We start from the raw sequence: 16,674 nt of genomic DNA, 5'->3' as shown, positions 1-16,674 counted from the left end.
CGGCCTGACAAGGAGAATGCAATGGAACACCGCGACATCGTCATCGTCGGCGGCGGCATGGTGGGCAGCGCGCTGGGCGCGGCGCTCTCGGGCAAGGGCCTGTCGGTCTCTGTGCTGGAACGGGAAGCCCCCGCGCCGTTCGCGCCGGAACAGGCGCCGGACCTGCGGGTCTCGGCGATCAGCCCGGCTTCCGCCGCCTTTCTGCAAACCATCGGCGCCTGGGGCCAGGCGCTGGCGATGCGCGCCGCGCCCTATCGCCGCATGCAGGTCTGGGAGCGGGACGAGGCCGCCGGCACGCTGTTCGACGCCGCCGAGGCCGGCGTGCCCGAACTGGGCCACATCGTGGAAAACCGCGTGGTGCAGCTGGCCGCCACCGAGGCCTTGCTGGCCAAGGGCGACATCGACTACCGCTGCCCGGCCGTGGTGTCGGACATCGTCTACCGTCCCCAAGCCTCCCAGTTGACGCTGTCGGACGGCAGCAGGCTGCAAGCCAGGCTGCTGATCGCCGCCGACGGCGCCCGCTCTCAGGTGCGCGACGCCGCCGGCATCGGCGTCACCGGCTGGGACTACCCGATGCACGCGCTGGTCCTGTCCTGCCGGATCGACGGCGGCCAGCAGGACATCACCTGGCAGCGCTTCACGCCGGACGGCCCGCAGGCCTTCCTGCCGCTAAGCGGCGACGCGGCCTCCCTGGTGTGGTACCACCGGCCCGAAGAGGTGAAGCGCTTGCTGACGCTGGGCGACGACGAGCTGATCGCCGCCGTCAGCCAAGCGTTTCCGCGCAAGCTGCCGGGCATCCGGGAGCTGGCGGCGCGCGGCAGCTTCGGCCTGACCCGCCGCCACGCCCAATGCTACGTCAAGGACGGCGTGGCGCTGGCCGGCGACGCCGCCCACACCATCCACCCGCTGGCAGGCCAGGGCGTCAACCTGGGCTTCCAGGACGCAGCGATGCTGGCCCGGACCATTCTGGACGCCCATGCCAAGGGAGAGGATTGGGCGAGCGGGAAGACGCTGGTGCGCTATCAGCGCGCGCGCAAGCCCGCCAACCTGGCGATGCAGGCCGGCATGGACGCCTTCTGCTACGGCTTTGCCAACGATATCGGCCCGCTGCGCCTGCTGCGCGGCCTGGGCTTGCGGCTGGCAGACAAGGCCGGGCCGCTGAAGCGCGAGGCGATACGCTACGCGCTGGGGCTGCGCGCCTGAGCGTTTCTCCCCTTCATGCTAGGATCGGGGGACTTCCCCCTCTCCTGGCCTATCCATGAACACATTCCGCATTCGCGCCGCCATCGGTCTGCTGCAAGGGATCGCGCTATACGCGCTGTACCGCGCGGCGGATCATGGCGGCTGGCTGTCTCTCCACCCGCTGCTGTTCGCTCCGCTGCTGCTGGCGGCTGCGTTTCTGCCCTTGCCGTACCAGACCGGGCTGGGCGCGCTGCGTCCCGCCCGGCTGGCGGCATGGCTGGCGGCGCTGGCCATCGCCGTCGCCGCCTTCGGCGCGCATGACCGCTGGCGCGCCGGGCTGGAACACGCCGCGCGCTCCGATCTGACGCCGGGCGCGCTGGCGACGCTGGGCATCGCCCTGCTGCTGTTCATCGCCTGGACTATGATCCTGGCCGGCGAGGGCGAGCGGCGCTGGCGGGCGTCCTATCCCGCCTATTTCGACGCGGCCTGGAAGCTGGGCCTGCAGCTGATGTTCTCCGGCCTGTTCGTCGGCGTGTTCTGGCTGGTCCTGAACTTGGGCGCCGAGCTGTTCGCGCTGGTGGGCATAGACGGCCTGCGCCGGCTGATAGCAGAAGCCGAATTCGCGATACCGGCCAGCGCGCTCGCGCTGTCGGCCGGCCTGCACCTGAGCGACGTCCGCCCGGGCATCATCCAGGGCCTGCGCTCGCTGCTGCTGACCCTGCTGTCCTGGCTGCTGCCCCTGCTTGTGCTGTTGATCGGCGCCTTTCTCGCGCTGCTGCCCTTCACCGGGCTGGACAGCCTGTGGAAAACCGGCCACGCCGCCGCGCTGCTGCTGGGCGCGAGCGGGCTGCTGATCTTCCTGCTGAACGCCGCCTACCAGGACGGCGTCGAAACGCCCGGGCGCCTGATCGCCCTCAGCCTGCGCGCCGCCTGCCTGCTGCTCGCGCCGCTGCAGACACTGGCCGCCTATGCGCTGGCGCTGCGCGTCGGCCAGTACGGCTGGTCGCCGGACCGGGTGTTCGCCGCCAGCCTCGTCGCCCTGGGCGCCTGCTATGCCGCCGGCTACGGCTGGACGGCACTGCGGCGTCAGGCCGGACTCCCCGGCGTGGCCAGCGCCAATATCGGCGCCGCCTGGCTGTCGCTCGCGCTGTTGGCCGCCTTGCTGACGCCGCTGGCCGATCCGGCGCGGATCTCGGTATCCAGCCAGCTGGCGCGGCTGCAAGCCGGCCGCGTGGCCGCCGAGCGTTTCGATTTCGATTTCCTGCGCTACCACGGGCTGCGCTATGGCCATGCCGCGCTGCTGCGGCTGAGGGACGATCCCGCCCTCAGCGGCGCCGTCCGCCGCAAGGCAAGCGACGCCCTCAGCGAGGACAAGGCCAAACCCAGGCCTCCCGCCCAGGCGGTCCGTCCGCGCGGCCCGGCCGCGCTGCCGGCCGGCTTCCTAGCCCAGGACTGGAAGCAAGCCGCCAAACGAAGCGGAGAGCTGCCGTCCTGCCTGCTGGACGGCCGCGAGGCATGCGATGCCTATGTCGGCGATTACAGCGGCGGCGGCAAGCAGGAGGTGCTGCTGGCGGAGCCGCTCCCCGCCCGGCTGTCCTTGTTCCAGCGGAATGCCCAGGGGCTGTGGACGCTCGTCGCCGCCTACGACCTTCCCGCCGGGTGCCCGGCGCCGCTGGAGGCGCTGGCGGCGGGAGGCGCGCATGCCCTGCCGCCGCAGCTGCCCGACCTGGACGCCGGCGGGCTGCGGCTGCGGCCGCGCTATCCCTACACGCCGCTCGAGTGTCCCGGCGCGAAGAAATGACGTCAGCCCAGGATAACCGGCGCTGCGAAACGCCTGCCGCGCCATCGGTTGCGGTCGCCTCAACCCTGTCGGCGCGGCGCGCCATGCGCCGGGTTTGAAATAAATGGGCGAAATCTGATCGTCAGACCGGCCCCTGTCCCTATACCATGAGGGACACGAGGCCGGACGCCCTTGCTCCGGCCGCAACGGAGCCGCCCATGTCCTTTACCGACGATCACGACCACGCCGCCTGCCAGCGCCCGCTGGAACGGGTCCGCCCGTTCGACGCCGCCGCCTTCGAGCGGGCGGTGGCCGACATGCTGACCGCCAGCGGCATCGCCATCGATCCCATCCACACCGGCAAGACCGCCCAGCGCGTGCGCGAGCTGTGGCAGAAGCGCCTGCTGGACGGCTACGACACCGTGCCAGCCGAAGCGCTGGGCAGCGGCTTCGCCGACGAGCGCCGCGACATGGTGGTGATACGCAGCCTGGCGGTGCACGGCATGTGCCCGCACCACTTGCTGCCCTTCCGCGGCGTCGCCCACGTCGCCTACCTGCCCGGCGGCCGGCTGCACGGCTTCGGCCGCATCGCGCGCATGGTGGACGCCATCAGCCACCGCTACACCTACCAGGAATGGATCACCCACGAGATCGCCCGCACCCTGGTCGAGCACGGCGAGGCGCGCGGCGCCGCCTGCCTGATCGAGGCCGAGCAGCTATGCCTGCTGATGGGGGAAAACCGGCGCGGCGACGAACGGGTGATCACCCAGTGCTACGCCGGCGACTTCGAAACCGACGCGGAAGCCCGCAACCAGTTCCTGCGCGCGATCGAGCGCTGAGCGGCGGACAGCGAAAAGGCCGCTGCCCGTAAAAGGCAGCGGCCTTGATGTCTTTTGCGCGGGCGTCCGCCGCGCTAATCCAGCAAGCCGCCGGATTCGGACTTGGGCGAACGCCTGAGCAGGCCGTCCACCACTTGTTGCGGATCGTGGCCCTGGTACAGCAGGCCGCACACCGCGGCGGTGATCGGCATGTCCACCTGCAGCCGCTCGGCCATGGTCAGCACCTCGCGCGCGGTGGCCACGCCCTCGGCCACGTGGCCCAGCTCCTCCAGCACCTGCTGCAGGGGCTTGCCCTCGGCCAGCTTCAGGCCCACCTGGCGGTTGCGCGACAGCGCGCCGGTGCAGGTGAGGATCAGATCGCCCATGCCGGACAGGCCCATCATGGTCTGCGGGCTGGCGCCCAGCGCCATCGCGAGCCGGGTGATCTCGGCCAGCCCGCGGGTGATCAGCGCCGCGCGCGCGTTCATGCCGAAATCCAGCCCGTCGGCGACGCCGGTGGCGATCGCCATCACGTTCTTCACCGCGCCGCCGACCTCGACGCCCACCAGGTCGTCGTTGGCGTACAGCCGCAGCAGCGGACTGTGCAGCTCGCGCGCGACGCTGGCGGCGAACTCGGCGTGATCGGAAGCGATGGTCACCGCCGCCGGCAGGCCCTGCGCCACCTCGCGGGCGAAACTGGGGCCGGACAGCGCGCCGTACAGATGATCGGCCGGCAGCTCCTCCTCCGCCACCTGGTGCGGCAGCAGGCTGGAGCCAGCCTCGAAGCCCTTGCACGCCCACAGGATGGGCGGCAGCGGCGCATCCAGCGCGGTCAACGCCTTCAGCGTCGGCCGCAGCCCCGCCATCGGCGTGACGATCAGCACCAGCTCGGCGTCATGCGCGGCCTCGGCCAGATCGGACGACAGCTTCAGCTGCTCCGGAAACGGACAATCCGGCAGATAGCGGCGGTTGACCCGCTCCTCGCCCAGTTGCCGGATCTGTTCGGCGTCGCGCGCCCACAGCGTCACCTGGTGGTGACGGGCAAAAGCTATCGCCAGCGCGCTGCCCCAGGCGCCGGCGCCGAGAATCGCCAGTTTCATGCCCTATCCTTACAAGCCCCAGAGGTCGGTAATACGAGCATAGCCGACGCTGCCGTCGCGGTGGCGGACCTTGGCCCAGCCGTTCTGCGGCGGCTCCTGCAATTCCAGCACGCCGTCCTTGGGCACGGTGAACAGCAGCTTGCCGTCCTCGGCGCCCCGGTCGCGCACGCCGGCCTGGGCCGACACCACCAGCAGCCAGCGCTGCTTGGACAATGCCGCGGCCGGAATCCAGGCGATGCCGCCGGTGGCGTCGCGCACCCGCGCCCACTCCTTCTGGCTTTGCAGCACCTCGACCGGATAATAGCGGCTGACCGCGAACAGCTTCTTCGCGCTCAGCGAGGGCGCCTCGTACAGCGCGACGCCGGTTTCCTTGACCGAACGGAATTCCAGGGCATGGGCGGACGACGCCGCCAACGCGGATGCCAGCAGCAGCGGCAGAACGAGACGCTTCATGGCCAGCCTCAGGCGTTGCCGGCTTCGGCTTGCTGCGCGCGCTGCTGCATGTACAGCGCTTCGAAGTTGATCGGCGCCAGCAGCACCGGCGGGAAGCCGGCGCGGTTCACCACGCTGGACACCGTCTCGCGCGCGTACGGGAACAGGATGTTCGGGCAAGCCACGCCCAGGATCGGGTCCAGGTCTTCGCCCGGGATGTTGCGGATCTGGAAGATGCCTGCCTGGGCCACTTCGCACAGGAACATGGTTTTTTCCGGCAGCTTGGCGGTCACGGTGACGGTCAGGGTCACTTCGAAGAAGCCGTCGTCCAGCTGCTGGCCGGCGCTGGCCAGCTGCATGTCGATTTCCGGCTGAGCTTGTTCCAGGAACACCTGGGGCGCGTTCGGCACCTCCAGCGAGATGTCCTTCACATAGATTTTTTCGATGGAAAACGCCGGTTGCAGCTCTTGTTGTTCGCTCATGTTCTTTCTCGCAAAAAGCCGTCTCATGACAGCAGAATGTTATGGGTACATCGGCGGGCATCATCGCACGAAAGCCGCGCGGCGGCCAATCGGGGCAACGCCGCCGCTCAGTCAGCCAGCAGCGGGTCCAGCTTGCCGGCCTGGTTCAGCGCGACCAGGTCGTCGCAACCGCCGACATGGGTGTCGCCGATGAAGATCTGCGGCACGGTGCGGCGGCCGGTCAGCGCCATCATCTTGTCGCGCGCGTCCGGGTCGAGGTCGATGCGGATCTCGTTGATGCCGCCCACGCCCTTGCTGGCCAGCAGCTGCTTGGCGCGCACGCAGTACGGGCAGACCGCCGTGGTGTACATGGTTACCGGTTTCATGGTTGTCGCCTGAAAATTCGATCGCCGACGATTATAGCCGGGTTCGCGGCTCAGCGCTTTGCGCTGGATCGCATCGTGTCGGTGTTGAAGGCGAGCGCCAGGTCGGCCACCACCGCGTCCAGCGCCTTGCCCGACTCCATCGCCCGCGGGCCGTTGACGATGGCGACGATGGCCAGCCGCCTGCCGTCGGCCGCCTGCCAGTAGCCGGCCAGCGCCTTGACGTCGTTCAGCGTGCCGGTCTTCATCCGCAGCCGCGGCCCCAGCTCTACGAAGCGCTTCTTCAGCGTGCCGTCGGTGGCGGCGATCGGCAGGCTGGCGATGAACTCGCCGGCGTACGGCCCGCGCGCGGCGTCCAGCAGCACCTCGCCCAGCAGCCGGGCCGTCACCCGCTCGCGCCGCGACAGTCCGGAGCCGTTCTCCAGCCGCAGCGCGCCGGCGTCGGCGATGCCGCGCAGGCTCAGCTCCTCGCGCAGCGCCCGCTCGGCCGCGGCGGCGGTATCCTCGCCGCCGGCCGCGCGGCCCAGCGTCAGGAACAGCGTGCGCGCCATGGTGTTGTTGCTGTACTTGTTGATGTCGGACAGCGCCACCGCCAAGGGCTGCGACTGCCAGGACGCCAGCTCGCGCGCGTCGTCCGGCGCGCGGCCGCGCGCCACCCGCAGCGGCCCGCTGCCGCCCAGCGCCTGCCACAGCGCCGAGAAGTCCTGGCCGGCGAACGCGTCGTGGTCCAGCACGTTGACGTAGGCGCGCTGCCCGTCGCAGGCCGGCGGCAGACTGCCCGTCACGCGCACCCGGCGGCCATCGTTGTCGATGGAGACGAAGCGGCGCACGTCCGCGCAAGGCTGGTCCGGGCCCGGCGTCAGCGCCGCGCGCAGCTCTACGCCGGCCAGCGGCGGGTCCAGCGCGACGCGCGCGCCCTGTCCGTCGTTGAAAAAAGTCAGCCAGGCGACCTTCAGATTGGTCAGATGGGCATCCGGGCCGACGACGAAGGCCCGCCCGGCGTCGCCGTCGAAATCATCGGCGCCGCCGACATTGCCGAAGGCGCGCTTGTCCAGCAGCAGGCGCCCGTCCAGCTGGCGGATGCCGCGCAGCCGCAGACTGTACAGCAGGCTCAGCAGGTCGCCGTTGTCGAAGCGCGGATCGCCGCCGCCCAGCCAGTACAGATCGCCCTTCAGCGCGCCGCCTTCCACCGGCGCGGCCGACAGCAACGCCGTCTTCCAGCGGTAATCCGGCCCCAGGCGGTTGAGCGCCGCCCAGCCGGTCAGCAGCTTCATCGTCGACGCCGGATTCACCGGCGCGTCCGCCCTATGGGTTATCGCCGGAGCGTCGCCCTCCACCGGCGCCGCCCAGACCGCAATCTCATCCGGCTTCAGGCCATGCAGATCCAGCGCGAGCGCCGGCGCGCAGGCCAGCGCCAGCAAGACCGGCCACTTCGCGATTGCCATATCGTTTCCTCTCATAATTCCTGCGGATCCACGTCCAGCGACCAGCGCAAGGCCCTCCCATGCGCCTTGGCCAAGCCATCCAGCATCGGCGGCAGGCTATCGAGCAAGCGGTGCAGCGCGCCGCGCTGCGGCGACTCCAGCACCAGTTGCGCGCGCTCGCGCTGGGCCAGCCTGGCCATCAGCGCCGGCGCCGGACCGGAAATCAGCACGCCCTCGGCCAACGGCTCCAGCGTCTCGCGCGCCTGGCGCAGGAAGGCGGTGGCCCGGGCCAGTTCCGGACTGTCGGCGCGCAGCAGCGCCTGGAAGGTGGACGGCGGGAAACCGGCCTGGCGGCGCTCGGTCAGCAGCGTGGCCGCGTAGCCGTCGAAATCGTGGGCCACCAGTGCTTGGTACAGCGGATGGTCCGGCCACTGCGTCTGCACCAGCACCTCGCCCGGCGCGTCGGCGCGGCCGGCGCGGCCGGCCACCTGCATCAACTGGGCGAACAGACGCTCCGATGCGCGGAAGTCGGCCGAATACAGGCCGCCGTCGGCCCCCAGCGCCGCCACCAGCGACAGGGTGCCGAAATCGTGGCCCTTGGCCAGCATCTGGGTGCCGACCAGAATGTCCACCTCGCCGCCGTGCACCTTGCGGTACACCTCGTCCCAGGCATCCTTGCGGCTGGTGGTGTCGCGGTCTATCCGCAGCACGCGCGCGTCCGGCAGCATGCGCTGCAGCGCCGACTCCAGCCGCTGCGTGCCTTCGCCCAAGGGCTTGATGTCGGGATCGCCGCAGTCCGGACAGGCGCGCGGCACCGGCTCCTCCCAGCCGCAGTGGTGGCAGCGCAGCTTGCGCTCCATCAGGTGCACCACCAGCTTGGCCGAGCAATGCGGGCAGCCGCTGGTCCAGCCGCAGGCGCTGCAGGCCACCACCGGCGCGAAGCCGCGGCGGTTGATGAACACCAGGCTCATCTCCTTGCGCGCCAGCCGGGCCTGCAGCGCCTCCAGCACCGGCTCGGACAGGCCCTCGGCCAACTTCTTGCGGCGGGTGTCCACCAGCCGCACCTCGGGCAGCCTGGCCGCGCCGTGGGCGCGCCGGCTCAGCGTCAATCTCTTGTAGCGGCCGGCCTCGACATTGGCCACCGTCTCCAGGCTGGGCGTGGCCGAGCCCAGCACGATGGCGACGCCGGCGCGGCGCGCGCGCCACACCGCCAGGTCGCGCGCGTGGTAGCGCAGGCCGTCCTGCTGCTTGAACGAGCCGTCATGCTCCTCGTCGACCACGATCAGCCCCAGCCGCGGCAGCGGCGTGAACACCGACAGCCGGGTGCCGATCACCACGTCGGCGTCGCCATGCCAGGCGTCCAGCCAGCCGTGCAGGCGCTCGCCGTCGGCCAGGTGGCTGTGCTGCACCACGATGCGGCTGTCGGGAAAGCGGTCGGCGAAGCGGTTGATCAGCTGCGGCGTCAGGTTGATTTCCGGCACCAGCACCAGCGTCTGCGCCCGCGCGGCCAGCTGCTCGGCGATCAGGCGCAGATAGACCTCGGTCTTGCCGCTGCCGGTGACGCCGTGCAACAGCCAGGGCTGGAAACCCTCGCTCGCCAAGAGCGCGTCCAATGCCGCCTGCTGCTCGTCGTTCAGCGCCGGCGCGTCGCCCAACCGCAAAGGCGGCCTCTCCGGCGTCGCGCGCTCGGCCTTGCCCTCGGCCAGCCAGTCGGCCAGCAGCTTGCCGGCCTGCGGCGTCACCGCCTTGGCGGCGGCCAAATCCAAGGGCCCATCCTGCAGCGCCTGCCACAAGGCCAGCCGCGCGCGCTGCCGCGCCGGCGGCGGCTCGGCCAGCCCGGCGGCGGTCAGCGCGAACGGCCGGCGGTCGGGCCGGCTGACGTCGCGCGGCTCGCGCAGGCCGGTAGGCAGCGCGGTGAACAGCGTCTGGCCCAACGGGTGGTGGTAGTAATCGGACGCGAAACGCGCCAGCGCCAGGAAATCGTCCGGCAGGGGCGGCAGGCCATCCAGCACGCCGTCTATGCGCCGCAACTTGGCGGCGTCGACCTCGGCCACACCCTCCCCCGGTATCGGCGTGACCACGACGCCACAAACCCGGCGATTGCCGAAGGGAACGCTGACTCGGGAGCCTGGCATGACAGACGATTCAGTCAGGTAGCTGAACGTTCCTGCCAAGGGCACATCGACCGCCACCTGAATCCGGACCGGCCCGTTCATGATCGCCCCCCGACAGATGCAAACCCTGCTGCGACAAGGCTTTGCATCCGCTGTGCACAGATCTTGTGGATAACTTTGTGAACAACCATGGTGATATCGGGCAAAAAGCCGTGAAATCAGTGTTTCCACTAGATTGCACAAAAATTAATCAGATGTAAAACTTCTTATTTTTCAATGACTTACTTATATTAATTTTTTTTAACGCGCGCGCTTGACAAGTTTTCCACCAGGGTCTAGGCAGTGTGCATAACTCGCGGAACACCAGCCGAGCCGGCTGTCAACCCGCATCTTTCCCGAGTCGGGCATCGATATTGTCTACAGGCGCATTTACGCAACGCGAACGATAACAAGCGGCTGAATACCCCCTGGCCCAAGCGCCTGTTACAACAGGGAAAATTTAATAAAACCTTAAAAAAGCAACGCCTTTTAATCAGTTTCGCTCAAAGCGACAGTCACAACGCACCGACATGGGGCGGCATGCCTGGACAACCGCCCCGGATCGGCGCGTCACGCCGCGCCGTGATAGTCGCGCGACAGGCGATGGACCGCCTCCACCAGCGCCCCGGCGTGGGCCGGGTCGGCGAATTGCGAGATGCCGTGCCCCAGATTGAACACGTGGCCGCTGCCCTGGCCGTAGCTCTGCAGAATGCGCTCCACTTCGCGCTCGATCGCGGCCGGTTCGGCGAACAAGGCGTTGGGATCGAAATTGCCCTGCAGCGCCACCTTGGCGCCGACGCGGGCGCGCGCCTGGCCAATGTCGGTGGTCCAGTCCAGGCCCACGCAGTCGGCGCCGATGGCGGCGATGTCCTCCAGCCACTGGCCGCCGCCCTTGGTGAACACGATCACCGGCACCCGGCGGCCATCCGCCTCGCGCTTGAGGCCGGCGACGATGCGCTGCATGTAGGCGAGAGAGAACTCACGGTAGGCGGCATGGCTGAGCGCGCCGCCCCAGGTGTCGAAGATCTGCACCGCCTGCGCGCCGGCGTCGATCTGCGCGTTCAGGTAGGCGATCACCGACTGGGTGTTCGCCTCCAGGATGTGATGCAGCAGCTCGGGCCGGCTGTACAGCATCGCCTTGACGTGGCGGAAGTCGTCGGAGCCGCCGCCCTCCACCATGTAGCAGGCCAGCGTGAACGGGCTGCCGGAGAAGCCGATCAGCGGCACGCGGCCGTCCAGCGCCTTGCGGATGCTGGCCACCGCGTCGAACACATACTGCAGCTTGCCCATGTCGGCCGGCGCCAGCGCGCGGATCGCCGCCTCGTCGCGCAGCGGGCGCTGGAACTTCGGCCCCTCGCCCTCGGCGAAGTACAGGCCCAGGCCCATCGCGTCCGGCACGGTCAGGATGTCGGAAAACAGGATGGCCGCGTCCAGCGGGAAACGGTCCAGCGGCTGCAGCGTCACCTCGGTGGCGTAATCGGGGCTGGTACACAGGCCCATGAAGCTGCCGGCGCGGGCGCGGGTGGCGCGGTATTCCGGCAGGTAGCGGCCGGCCTGGCGCATCATCCAGATCGGGGTGTATTCGACCGGCTCCTTCAGCAGGGCCCGCAGGAAGGTATCGTTTTTCAGCTGGGTCATGGCGTCACGCGGCTATGGAAATCAGCGGGCATTATATCCCAGCCGACCCTGCCGCCGGCGCGGACAAATGAAAACGGCCGCAAAAGCCGACCGTCCTTCCATCCTTCCAGGCGCCGTCAGGACAAGATCTGCCTCAGCACATAGGGCAGAATGCCGCCGTGGCGGTAGTAGTCGACCTCCACCGGCGTGTCGATGCGCAGCGTCAGCGCCAGGCGCCGCTCCGCGCCGCCCGGGCTTCTGATCACCAGCGTCGCGTCCTGCCGCGGCCGCAGTTCGCCGTCCAGCCCTTCCAGATCGAAAGTCTCGTCGCCGGTGAGGCCGGCGGCGCTGTCGCCGTCCCGGAACTGCAAGGGCAGCACGCCCATGCCCACCAGGTTGGAGCGGTGTATCCGTTCGAAGCTCCTGGCGATCACCGCGCGCACGCCCAACAGCCGCGTGCCCTTGGCCGCCCAGTCGCGGCTGGAGCCGGTGCCGTATTCCGCGCCGGCGAAGATCACCGTCGGCGTGCCCTCGGCCTGGTAGGCCATCGCCGCGTCGTAGATGGACAGCCGCTCGCCGTCCGGCTGGCGCAGCGTCAGGCCGCCTTCCACCGGCCGGCCGTCGGCGTCGGGCGGCAGCATCAGGTTGCGGATGCGGACATTGGCGAAAGTGCCGCGCATCATCACCTCGTGGTGGCCGCGGCGCGAGCCGTAGCTGTTGAAATCGACCGGCTTGATGCCTTGCGCTTGCAGATACAGCCCGGCCGGCGACGAGGGCTGGATCGATCCCGCCGGGCTGATGTGGTCGGTGGTGACCGAGTCGCCGAAGATGGCCAGCGCCCGCGCGCCGCGCACCGGCTGGGCGGTGGACGGCTGCAGCGCGAAATCGGCGAAGAACGGCGGCTCGGCGATGTAGCTGGACGGCTCCCAGCCGTACACCTCGCCGCCCGCCGCCTGGATGCCGGCCCACAGCGGATTGGCGTCGGCCAGGTCCCGGTACAGCTTGCGGTAGGTTTCCGGATCGGCGGTCTGCGCCAGCGCCGCGCCCACTTCGTCCAGGCTGGGCCAGACGTCGCGCAGGAATACCGGCTGGCCGTCCGCGCCCTCGCCCAGCGGCTCGCGCGCCAGGTCGATGTCGACGCGGCCGGCGATGGCGAACGCCACCACCAGCGGCGGGCTCATCAGGAAATTGGCCTTGATCGCCGGATGGATGCGCGCCTCGAAATTGCGGTTGCCGGACAGCACCGACGCGCATACCAGATCGCCGGCGGCGATGGCCGATTCGATCTCCGGCGCCAGCGGGCCGGCGTTGCCGATACAGGTGGTGCAGCCGTAGGCGACCACGCCGAAGCCGAGTTGCTCCAGCGCCGGCAGCAGCCCGGCCTTGGCCAGGTAATCGGTGACCACGCGAGAACCCGGCGCCAGCGAGGTCTTGATATGCGGCGCCACCGTCAGCCCGCGCGCGGCGGCCTTCTGCGCCAGCAGGCCGGCGGCCAGCATCACGCCGGGGTTGGAGGTATTGGTGCAGGAGGTGATCGCGGCGATCAGCACCGAGCCGTGCGTCAAGCCTTTCGCGGCGGCCCCGCCGGCCGCCTTGCCATAGCCGCCGGCGGCGGCCGGCGTCTGCAGCAGCTCGCCGAAGCGCGGCTTCAGCTCCGTCAGCGCGATGCGGTCTTGCGGCCGGCGCGGGCCGGCGACGCTGGGCACGACGGACGCCAGGTCCAGCGTCAGCGTCTCGCTGTAATCGATGTCGCCTTCCCGCGGCATGCCGAACAGCTTCTGCGCCTGGAAGTAGCGGCGGAAGGCGTCCACCTCCTCGGCGCTGCGGCCGGTGGCGGCCAGGTAGTCGGCGGCGCGCTCGTCCGGCGGGAAGAAGCCCATGGTCGCGCCATACTCCGGCGCCATATTGGCCAGCGTCGCGCGGTCCGGCAGCGTCAGCGAGGCCGCGCCCTCGCCGAAGAATTCGACGAACTTGCCGACCACCTTGGCCTGGCGCAGCCGCTCGGTCACCGCCAGCACCAGGTCGGTGGCGGTGACGCCGGCGGCCAGCTTTCCCTTCAGGTGCATGCCCACCACGTCCGGCGTCAGGAAATACACCGGCTGGCCCAGCATGCCGGCCTCGGCCTCGATGCCGCCGACGCCCCAGCCGACCACGCCCAGCGCATTGATCATCGTGGTGTGCGAGTCGGTGCCGACCAGCGTGTCCGGATAATAGACGTCGCCGTCGCGCTGCACGCCGCGCGCCAGGTATTCCAGGTTCACCTGGTGGACGATGCCGATGCCCGGCGGTACCACCTTGAAGGTGTCGAAGGCCTGCATCCCCCACTTGATGAAGCGGTAGCGCTCGGCGTTGCGCTGGAACTCCAGCTTCATGTTCAGATCCAGCGCCCCCGCCTCGCGGAAATGGTCGACCTGCACCGAGTGGTCGACCACCAGATCCACCGGCACCAGCGGCTCCACCGCCGACGGCGGCTTGCCGAAACGGGCGGCGGCGCCGCGCATCGCCGCCAGGTCGCACAGCAGCGGCACGCCGGTGAAGTCCTGCAGCACGATGCGGGCGACCACGAAGGGGATTTCCTCGCTGCGTTCGGCCCTGGGCTGCCAGCCGGCCAGTTGCCGCACATGGGCTTCGGTAATACGCTGACCGTCCAGCTTGCGCAGCAGAGACTCCAGCACGATGCGCAGCGACACCGGCAGCCGGCCGACATCGCCGACGCCGAGCTCGGCCAGCGCCGGCAGCGAATGGAAGCGGACGCGGTGGCCGGACGCCAGTTGGAAATCTCGCAAACTATCTTGGGCAAGCAGGGACATGGTGAACTCCGGTGAGCGCCGGCCGCTCGGCCGGCGGGGCCGCAAAGGGCGGATGGGAAGGCGTCCGCCGCCAGAATCTGACATCCTGCGTCAGGATAGATTAGGACCGGCCCCGCCGGCGCAAGTTCGACCCGAAAAGGATGATGGCATGACGAAAACCGTACGCAGCGAAACCGACACCTTCGGTCCGATCGACGTCCCCGCCGCTGCGCTGTGGGGGGCGCAGACCCAGCGCTCGCTGGCGCATTTCCGCATTTCCAGCGAGAAGATGCCGCCGGAGCTGATCCTGGCGCTGGCTCGGGTCAAGCGCGCCTGCGCCGAGGCCAACCGCGGGCTGGGCAAGCTGGACGACGCCAAGGCCGCCGCCATCGCCGGCGCGGCCGACGAGGTGCTGGCGGGCCGACACGACGGCGAGTTTCCGCTGTCGGTGTGGCAGACCGGCTCCGGCACCCAGAGCAATATGAATATGAACGAGGTGCTGGCCAACCGCGCGTCGGAGCTGCTGGGCGGCCGGCGCGGGCCGGGCCGGCTGGTCCATCCCAACGACGACGTCAATCTCGGCCAGTCGTCCAACGACATCTTCCCCACCGCGATGCACGTCGCCGCCGCCACGCAGGTCAAGGAACGGCTGCTGCCGTCGCTGGATCTGCTGCGCCACGCGCTCGAATCCAAAGCCGAAGCCTTCGCCGACGTCGTCAAGATAGGCCGCACCCATCTGCAGGACGCCACGCCGCTGACGCTGGGCCAGGAGATCTCCGGCTGGGCGGCGCAACTGGCGCTGTCCGAACAGGCGGTGCGCGCGGCGCTGCCCATGCTGTGCCAGCTGGCGGTCGGCGGCACCGCGGTGGGCACCGGCCTCAACACCGATCCAAGCTTCGGCGCCGCGGTGGCGGCGCGCCTGGCCGAGCAAAGCGGCCTGCCATTCGAAAGCGCCGGCAACAAATTCGCCGCGCTGGCCGGCCACGAGCCGCTCGTGTTCGCCCACGGCGCGCTGAAAACGCTGGCCGCCGCGCTGATGAAGATCGCCAACGACATCCGCTGGCTGGCTTCCGGCCCGCGCAGCGGCCTGGGCGAGCTGTCGCTGCCGGAGAACGAGCCGGGCAGCTCCATCATGCCGGGCAAGGTCAACCCCACCCAGTGCGAAGCGATGACCATGCTGTGCTGCCAGGTGCTGGGCAACGACGCGGCGCTGGCCATCGGCGCCGCGTCCGGCAATTTCGAACTGAACGTGTTCAAGCCGCTGATCGCGCACAACTTCCTGCAAAGCGCGCGGCTGCTGGCAGACGGCATGGACAGCCTGCGCGAGCACTGCGTGGACGGCATGGAAGCCAACCGCGCGCGCATCGCCGAACTGATGGCGCGCTCGCTGATGCTGGTCACCGCGCTGAACCCGCACATCGGCTACGACAAGGCGGCCGCCATCGCCAAACACGCCCATCGCCACGGCACCACGCTGCGCGAGGCGGCGCTGGCGCTGGGCCACCTGAGCGCCGAGCAGTTCGACGCCTGGGTGCGGCCGGAAGACATGGTGTGAGCGGCGGGCCCTGCCGGACGGGAAGACGGGAGCCGATGGCCCTGCCGGGCCGGTCTCCCGTCGGGCAGCCCAGGCGAGTCAAGCCGTCATCCGCGCGGCGGTCCCCAAACCACGATCGCCGGAAACGGCGGCGTCAGGGATGAAACCACAGCTCGCGCCGCGACAGCGGCGTGGCCTCGGGCAGCAATGGATTGGGCAATTCGATGATGGCGCGGCCGGACAATTTCAGGCCGCGCAGATGCTCGTCGTTGAACGCGCGGAACAGCTGATCGAAGCTGCCGTCGGCCACGCTCTTCTCCAGTCCCTGCTGCAGCATGCGCGCCAGTTCCGGCCGCTTGGGGCTGACGAAGAAATAGAAAGCGGTGGGATAATGCAGCAGCAGGTGCGGATCCAGCATCAGCCCCTTGCTGTTCGGCGACTCCAGCTCCTGCCTGACCTCGATCACGCTGCGGGGAAAGTAGTCGTAGCGGCGTTGGCGCAGCATGGAAAACAGATTGGGATAGTCGGCGCTGGTGACCACCGGCAGGCCGGCCTCGCGCAGAATCCGGGTATCGGGCCAGTCCTGCCCCTGCCCGGCGCGGAAGGCCGCCAGCTGGCGGATGCTCTTCACATCCTTGAGCAGATCGGGCCGGTCGGCGGCAATCAGCGGCACCCGCCAGCCTATCAGTCCCTTGTCCAGCGGAATCCGCACCGTTAGCAGCTTTTGCTCGCGCTCGCGGCTGGTCATGCCCCAGAACAGGTCCACCTGGCCGTCCGGCCGCAGCATCTGCTCCATCGCCCGGCCCTGGTTCATGTCGCGCGCGGACAGCAGTTCGCAGCGTTGGGCCATCTGGCTGCAGGCCAGCTGCAGCAGCCCCTGGACATAGGGCCAGTGCGGATCGTTGTCGCCGGACACCAGCGCATAGTGAATCTGGACGCCGGCCGCCTGCGCGCACGCGCAGCTCAGGCACAGCAGCCAAGTCCGCAGCAATCTCGCCATG

13 protein-coding genes are annotated in these 16,674 nt (G+C 69.5%); 4 read left to right on the top strand and 9 right to left on the bottom strand.

The window, feature by feature from the left end:
* The first annotated feature begins 21 nt into the window (after positions 1 to 21).
* The 3 genes from CV_RS05565 to folE all read left to right on the top strand — a co-directional run bounded on the left by CV_RS05565 (position 22) and on the right by folE (position 3,801).
* Positions 22 to 1,203: an FAD-dependent monooxygenase gene (locus CV_RS05565; protein WP_011134687.1), complete on the top strand. Its 1,182-nt coding sequence runs from the start codon at positions 22 to 24 to the stop codon at positions 1,201 to 1,203.
* Between the two features lie 55 nt (positions 1,204 to 1,258).
* Positions 1,259 to 2,983, top strand: a complete 1,725-nt coding sequence (locus tag CV_RS05560; protein ID WP_011134686.1) for a DUF4153 domain-containing protein — start codon at positions 1,259 to 1,261, stop codon at positions 2,981 to 2,983.
* 197 nt (positions 2,984 to 3,180) lie between these two features.
* Positions 3,181 to 3,801 (top strand): GTP cyclohydrolase I FolE, encoded by a 621-nt coding sequence (gene folE / locus CV_RS05555; RefSeq protein ID WP_011134685.1) that lies wholly within the window; start codon positions 3,181 to 3,183, stop codon positions 3,799 to 3,801.
* Between the two features lie 74 nt (positions 3,802 to 3,875).
* Here the strand turns inward: folE and CV_RS05550 are convergent, their stop codons facing one another.
* From CV_RS05550 to acnA, 8 genes are all read right to left on the bottom strand, one after another.
* Positions 3,876 to 4,880 carry an NAD(P)H-dependent glycerol-3-phosphate dehydrogenase gene (locus CV_RS05550; RefSeq protein ID WP_011134684.1) on the bottom strand — a complete coding sequence of 335 codons (1,005 nt, stop codon included), beginning with the start codon at positions 4,878 to 4,880 and terminating at the stop codon, positions 3,876 to 3,878.
* Between the two features lie 9 nt (positions 4,881 to 4,889).
* Positions 4,890 to 5,333, bottom strand: coding sequence for an SH3 domain-containing protein (locus CV_RS05545; RefSeq protein ID WP_011134683.1), 444 nt, complete (start codon positions 5,331 to 5,333; stop codon positions 4,890 to 4,892).
* A gap of 8 nt (positions 5,334 to 5,341) precedes the next feature.
* Positions 5,342 to 5,794: a protein-export chaperone SecB gene (gene secB / locus CV_RS05540; protein WP_011134682.1), complete on the bottom strand. Its 453-nt coding sequence runs from the start codon at positions 5,792 to 5,794 to the stop codon at positions 5,342 to 5,344.
* A gap of 107 nt (positions 5,795 to 5,901) precedes the next feature.
* Positions 5,902 to 6,159: a glutaredoxin 3 gene (grxC, locus tag CV_RS05535; RefSeq protein ID WP_011134681.1), complete on the bottom strand. Its 258-nt coding sequence runs from the start codon at positions 6,157 to 6,159 to the stop codon at positions 5,902 to 5,904.
* Between the two features lie 50 nt (positions 6,160 to 6,209).
* A complete protein-coding gene (gene dacB / locus CV_RS05530; RefSeq protein WP_011134680.1) occupies positions 6,210 to 7,601 on the bottom strand; it encodes a D-alanyl-D-alanine carboxypeptidase/D-alanyl-D-alanine endopeptidase in 1,392 nt (463 codons plus the stop codon).
* A gap of 11 nt (positions 7,602 to 7,612) precedes the next feature.
* On the bottom strand, positions 7,613 to 9,796 hold the full coding sequence (locus CV_RS05525) for a primosomal protein N' (protein WP_011134679.1): 2,184 nt from the start codon (positions 9,794 to 9,796) through the stop codon (positions 7,613 to 7,615).
* Positions 9,797 to 10,303: 507 nt separating this feature from the next.
* The gene (hemE, locus tag CV_RS05520; RefSeq protein ID WP_043595575.1) at positions 10,304 to 11,371 is read right to left on the bottom strand and encodes a uroporphyrinogen decarboxylase; all 1,068 of its coding nucleotides are present in this window, start codon (positions 11,369 to 11,371) and stop codon (positions 10,304 to 10,306) included.
* A 116-nt stretch (positions 11,372 to 11,487) separates the two neighbouring features.
* A complete protein-coding gene (acnA, locus tag CV_RS05515; protein ID WP_011134676.1) occupies positions 11,488 to 14,160 on the bottom strand; it encodes an aconitate hydratase AcnA in 2,673 nt (890 codons plus the stop codon).
* A gap of 148 nt (positions 14,161 to 14,308) precedes the next feature.
* On the opposite strand from acnA, the gene fumC reads away from it, so the two are divergent.
* Positions 14,309 to 15,694: a class II fumarate hydratase gene (fumC, locus tag CV_RS05510; protein ID WP_011134675.1), complete on the top strand. Its 1,386-nt coding sequence runs from the start codon at positions 14,309 to 14,311 to the stop codon at positions 15,692 to 15,694.
* A gap of 133 nt (positions 15,695 to 15,827) precedes the next feature.
* Here fumC and CV_RS05505 read toward each other — a convergent pair whose 3' ends face one another.
* Positions 15,828 to 16,673, bottom strand: a complete 846-nt coding sequence (locus CV_RS05505; RefSeq protein WP_011134674.1) for a substrate-binding periplasmic protein — start codon at positions 16,671 to 16,673, stop codon at positions 15,828 to 15,830.
* Position 16,674: the final 1 nt, after the last annotated feature.

The organism is Chromobacterium violaceum ATCC 12472, assembly GCF_000007705.1.
GTDB lineage: Bacteria > Pseudomonadota > Gammaproteobacteria > Burkholderiales > Chromobacteriaceae > Chromobacterium > Chromobacterium violaceum.
Note: the sequence above shows the minus strand (reverse complement) of the source record. Positions and strands in the feature narration are given on the sequence as shown.

Bases quoted from the DNA above. Each gene is read 5' to 3' on its own strand.
- CV_RS05565 (WP_011134687.1), top strand. From the start codon at position 22: ATGGAACACCGCGACATCGTCATCGTCGGCGGCGGCATGGTGGGCAGC.
- CV_RS05560 (WP_011134686.1), top strand. From the start codon at position 1,259: ATGAACACATTCCGCATTCGCGCCGCCATCGGTCTGCTGCAAGGGATC.
- folE (WP_011134685.1), top strand. From the start codon at position 3,181: ATGTCCTTTACCGACGATCACGACCACGCCGCCTGCCAGCGCCCGCTG.
- CV_RS05550 (WP_011134684.1), bottom strand. From the start codon at position 4,880: ATGAAACTGGCGATTCTCGGCGCCGGCGCCTGGGGCAGCGCGCTGGCG.
- CV_RS05545 (WP_011134683.1), bottom strand. From the start codon at position 5,333: ATGAAGCGTCTCGTTCTGCCGCTGCTGCTGGCATCCGCGTTGGCGGCG.
- secB (WP_011134682.1), bottom strand. From the start codon at position 5,794: ATGAGCGAACAACAAGAGCTGCAACCGGCGTTTTCCATCGAAAAAATC.
- grxC (WP_011134681.1), bottom strand. From the start codon at position 6,159: ATGAAACCGGTAACCATGTACACCACGGCGGTCTGCCCGTACTGCGTG.
- dacB (WP_011134680.1), bottom strand. From the start codon at position 7,601: ATGGCAATCGCGAAGTGGCCGGTCTTGCTGGCGCTGGCCTGCGCGCCG.
- CV_RS05525 (WP_011134679.1), bottom strand. From the start codon at position 9,796: ATGAACGGGCCGGTCCGGATTCAGGTGGCGGTCGATGTGCCCTTGGCA.
- hemE (WP_043595575.1), bottom strand. From the start codon at position 11,371: ATGACCCAGCTGAAAAACGATACCTTCCTGCGGGCCCTGCTGAAGGAG.
- acnA (WP_011134676.1), bottom strand. From the start codon at position 14,160: ATGTCCCTGCTTGCCCAAGATAGTTTGCGAGATTTCCAACTGGCGTCC.
- fumC (WP_011134675.1), top strand. From the start codon at position 14,309: ATGACGAAAACCGTACGCAGCGAAACCGACACCTTCGGTCCGATCGAC.
- CV_RS05505 (WP_011134674.1), bottom strand. From the start codon at position 16,673: ATGGCGAGATTGCTGCGGACTTGGCTGCTGTGCCTGAGCTGCGCGTGC.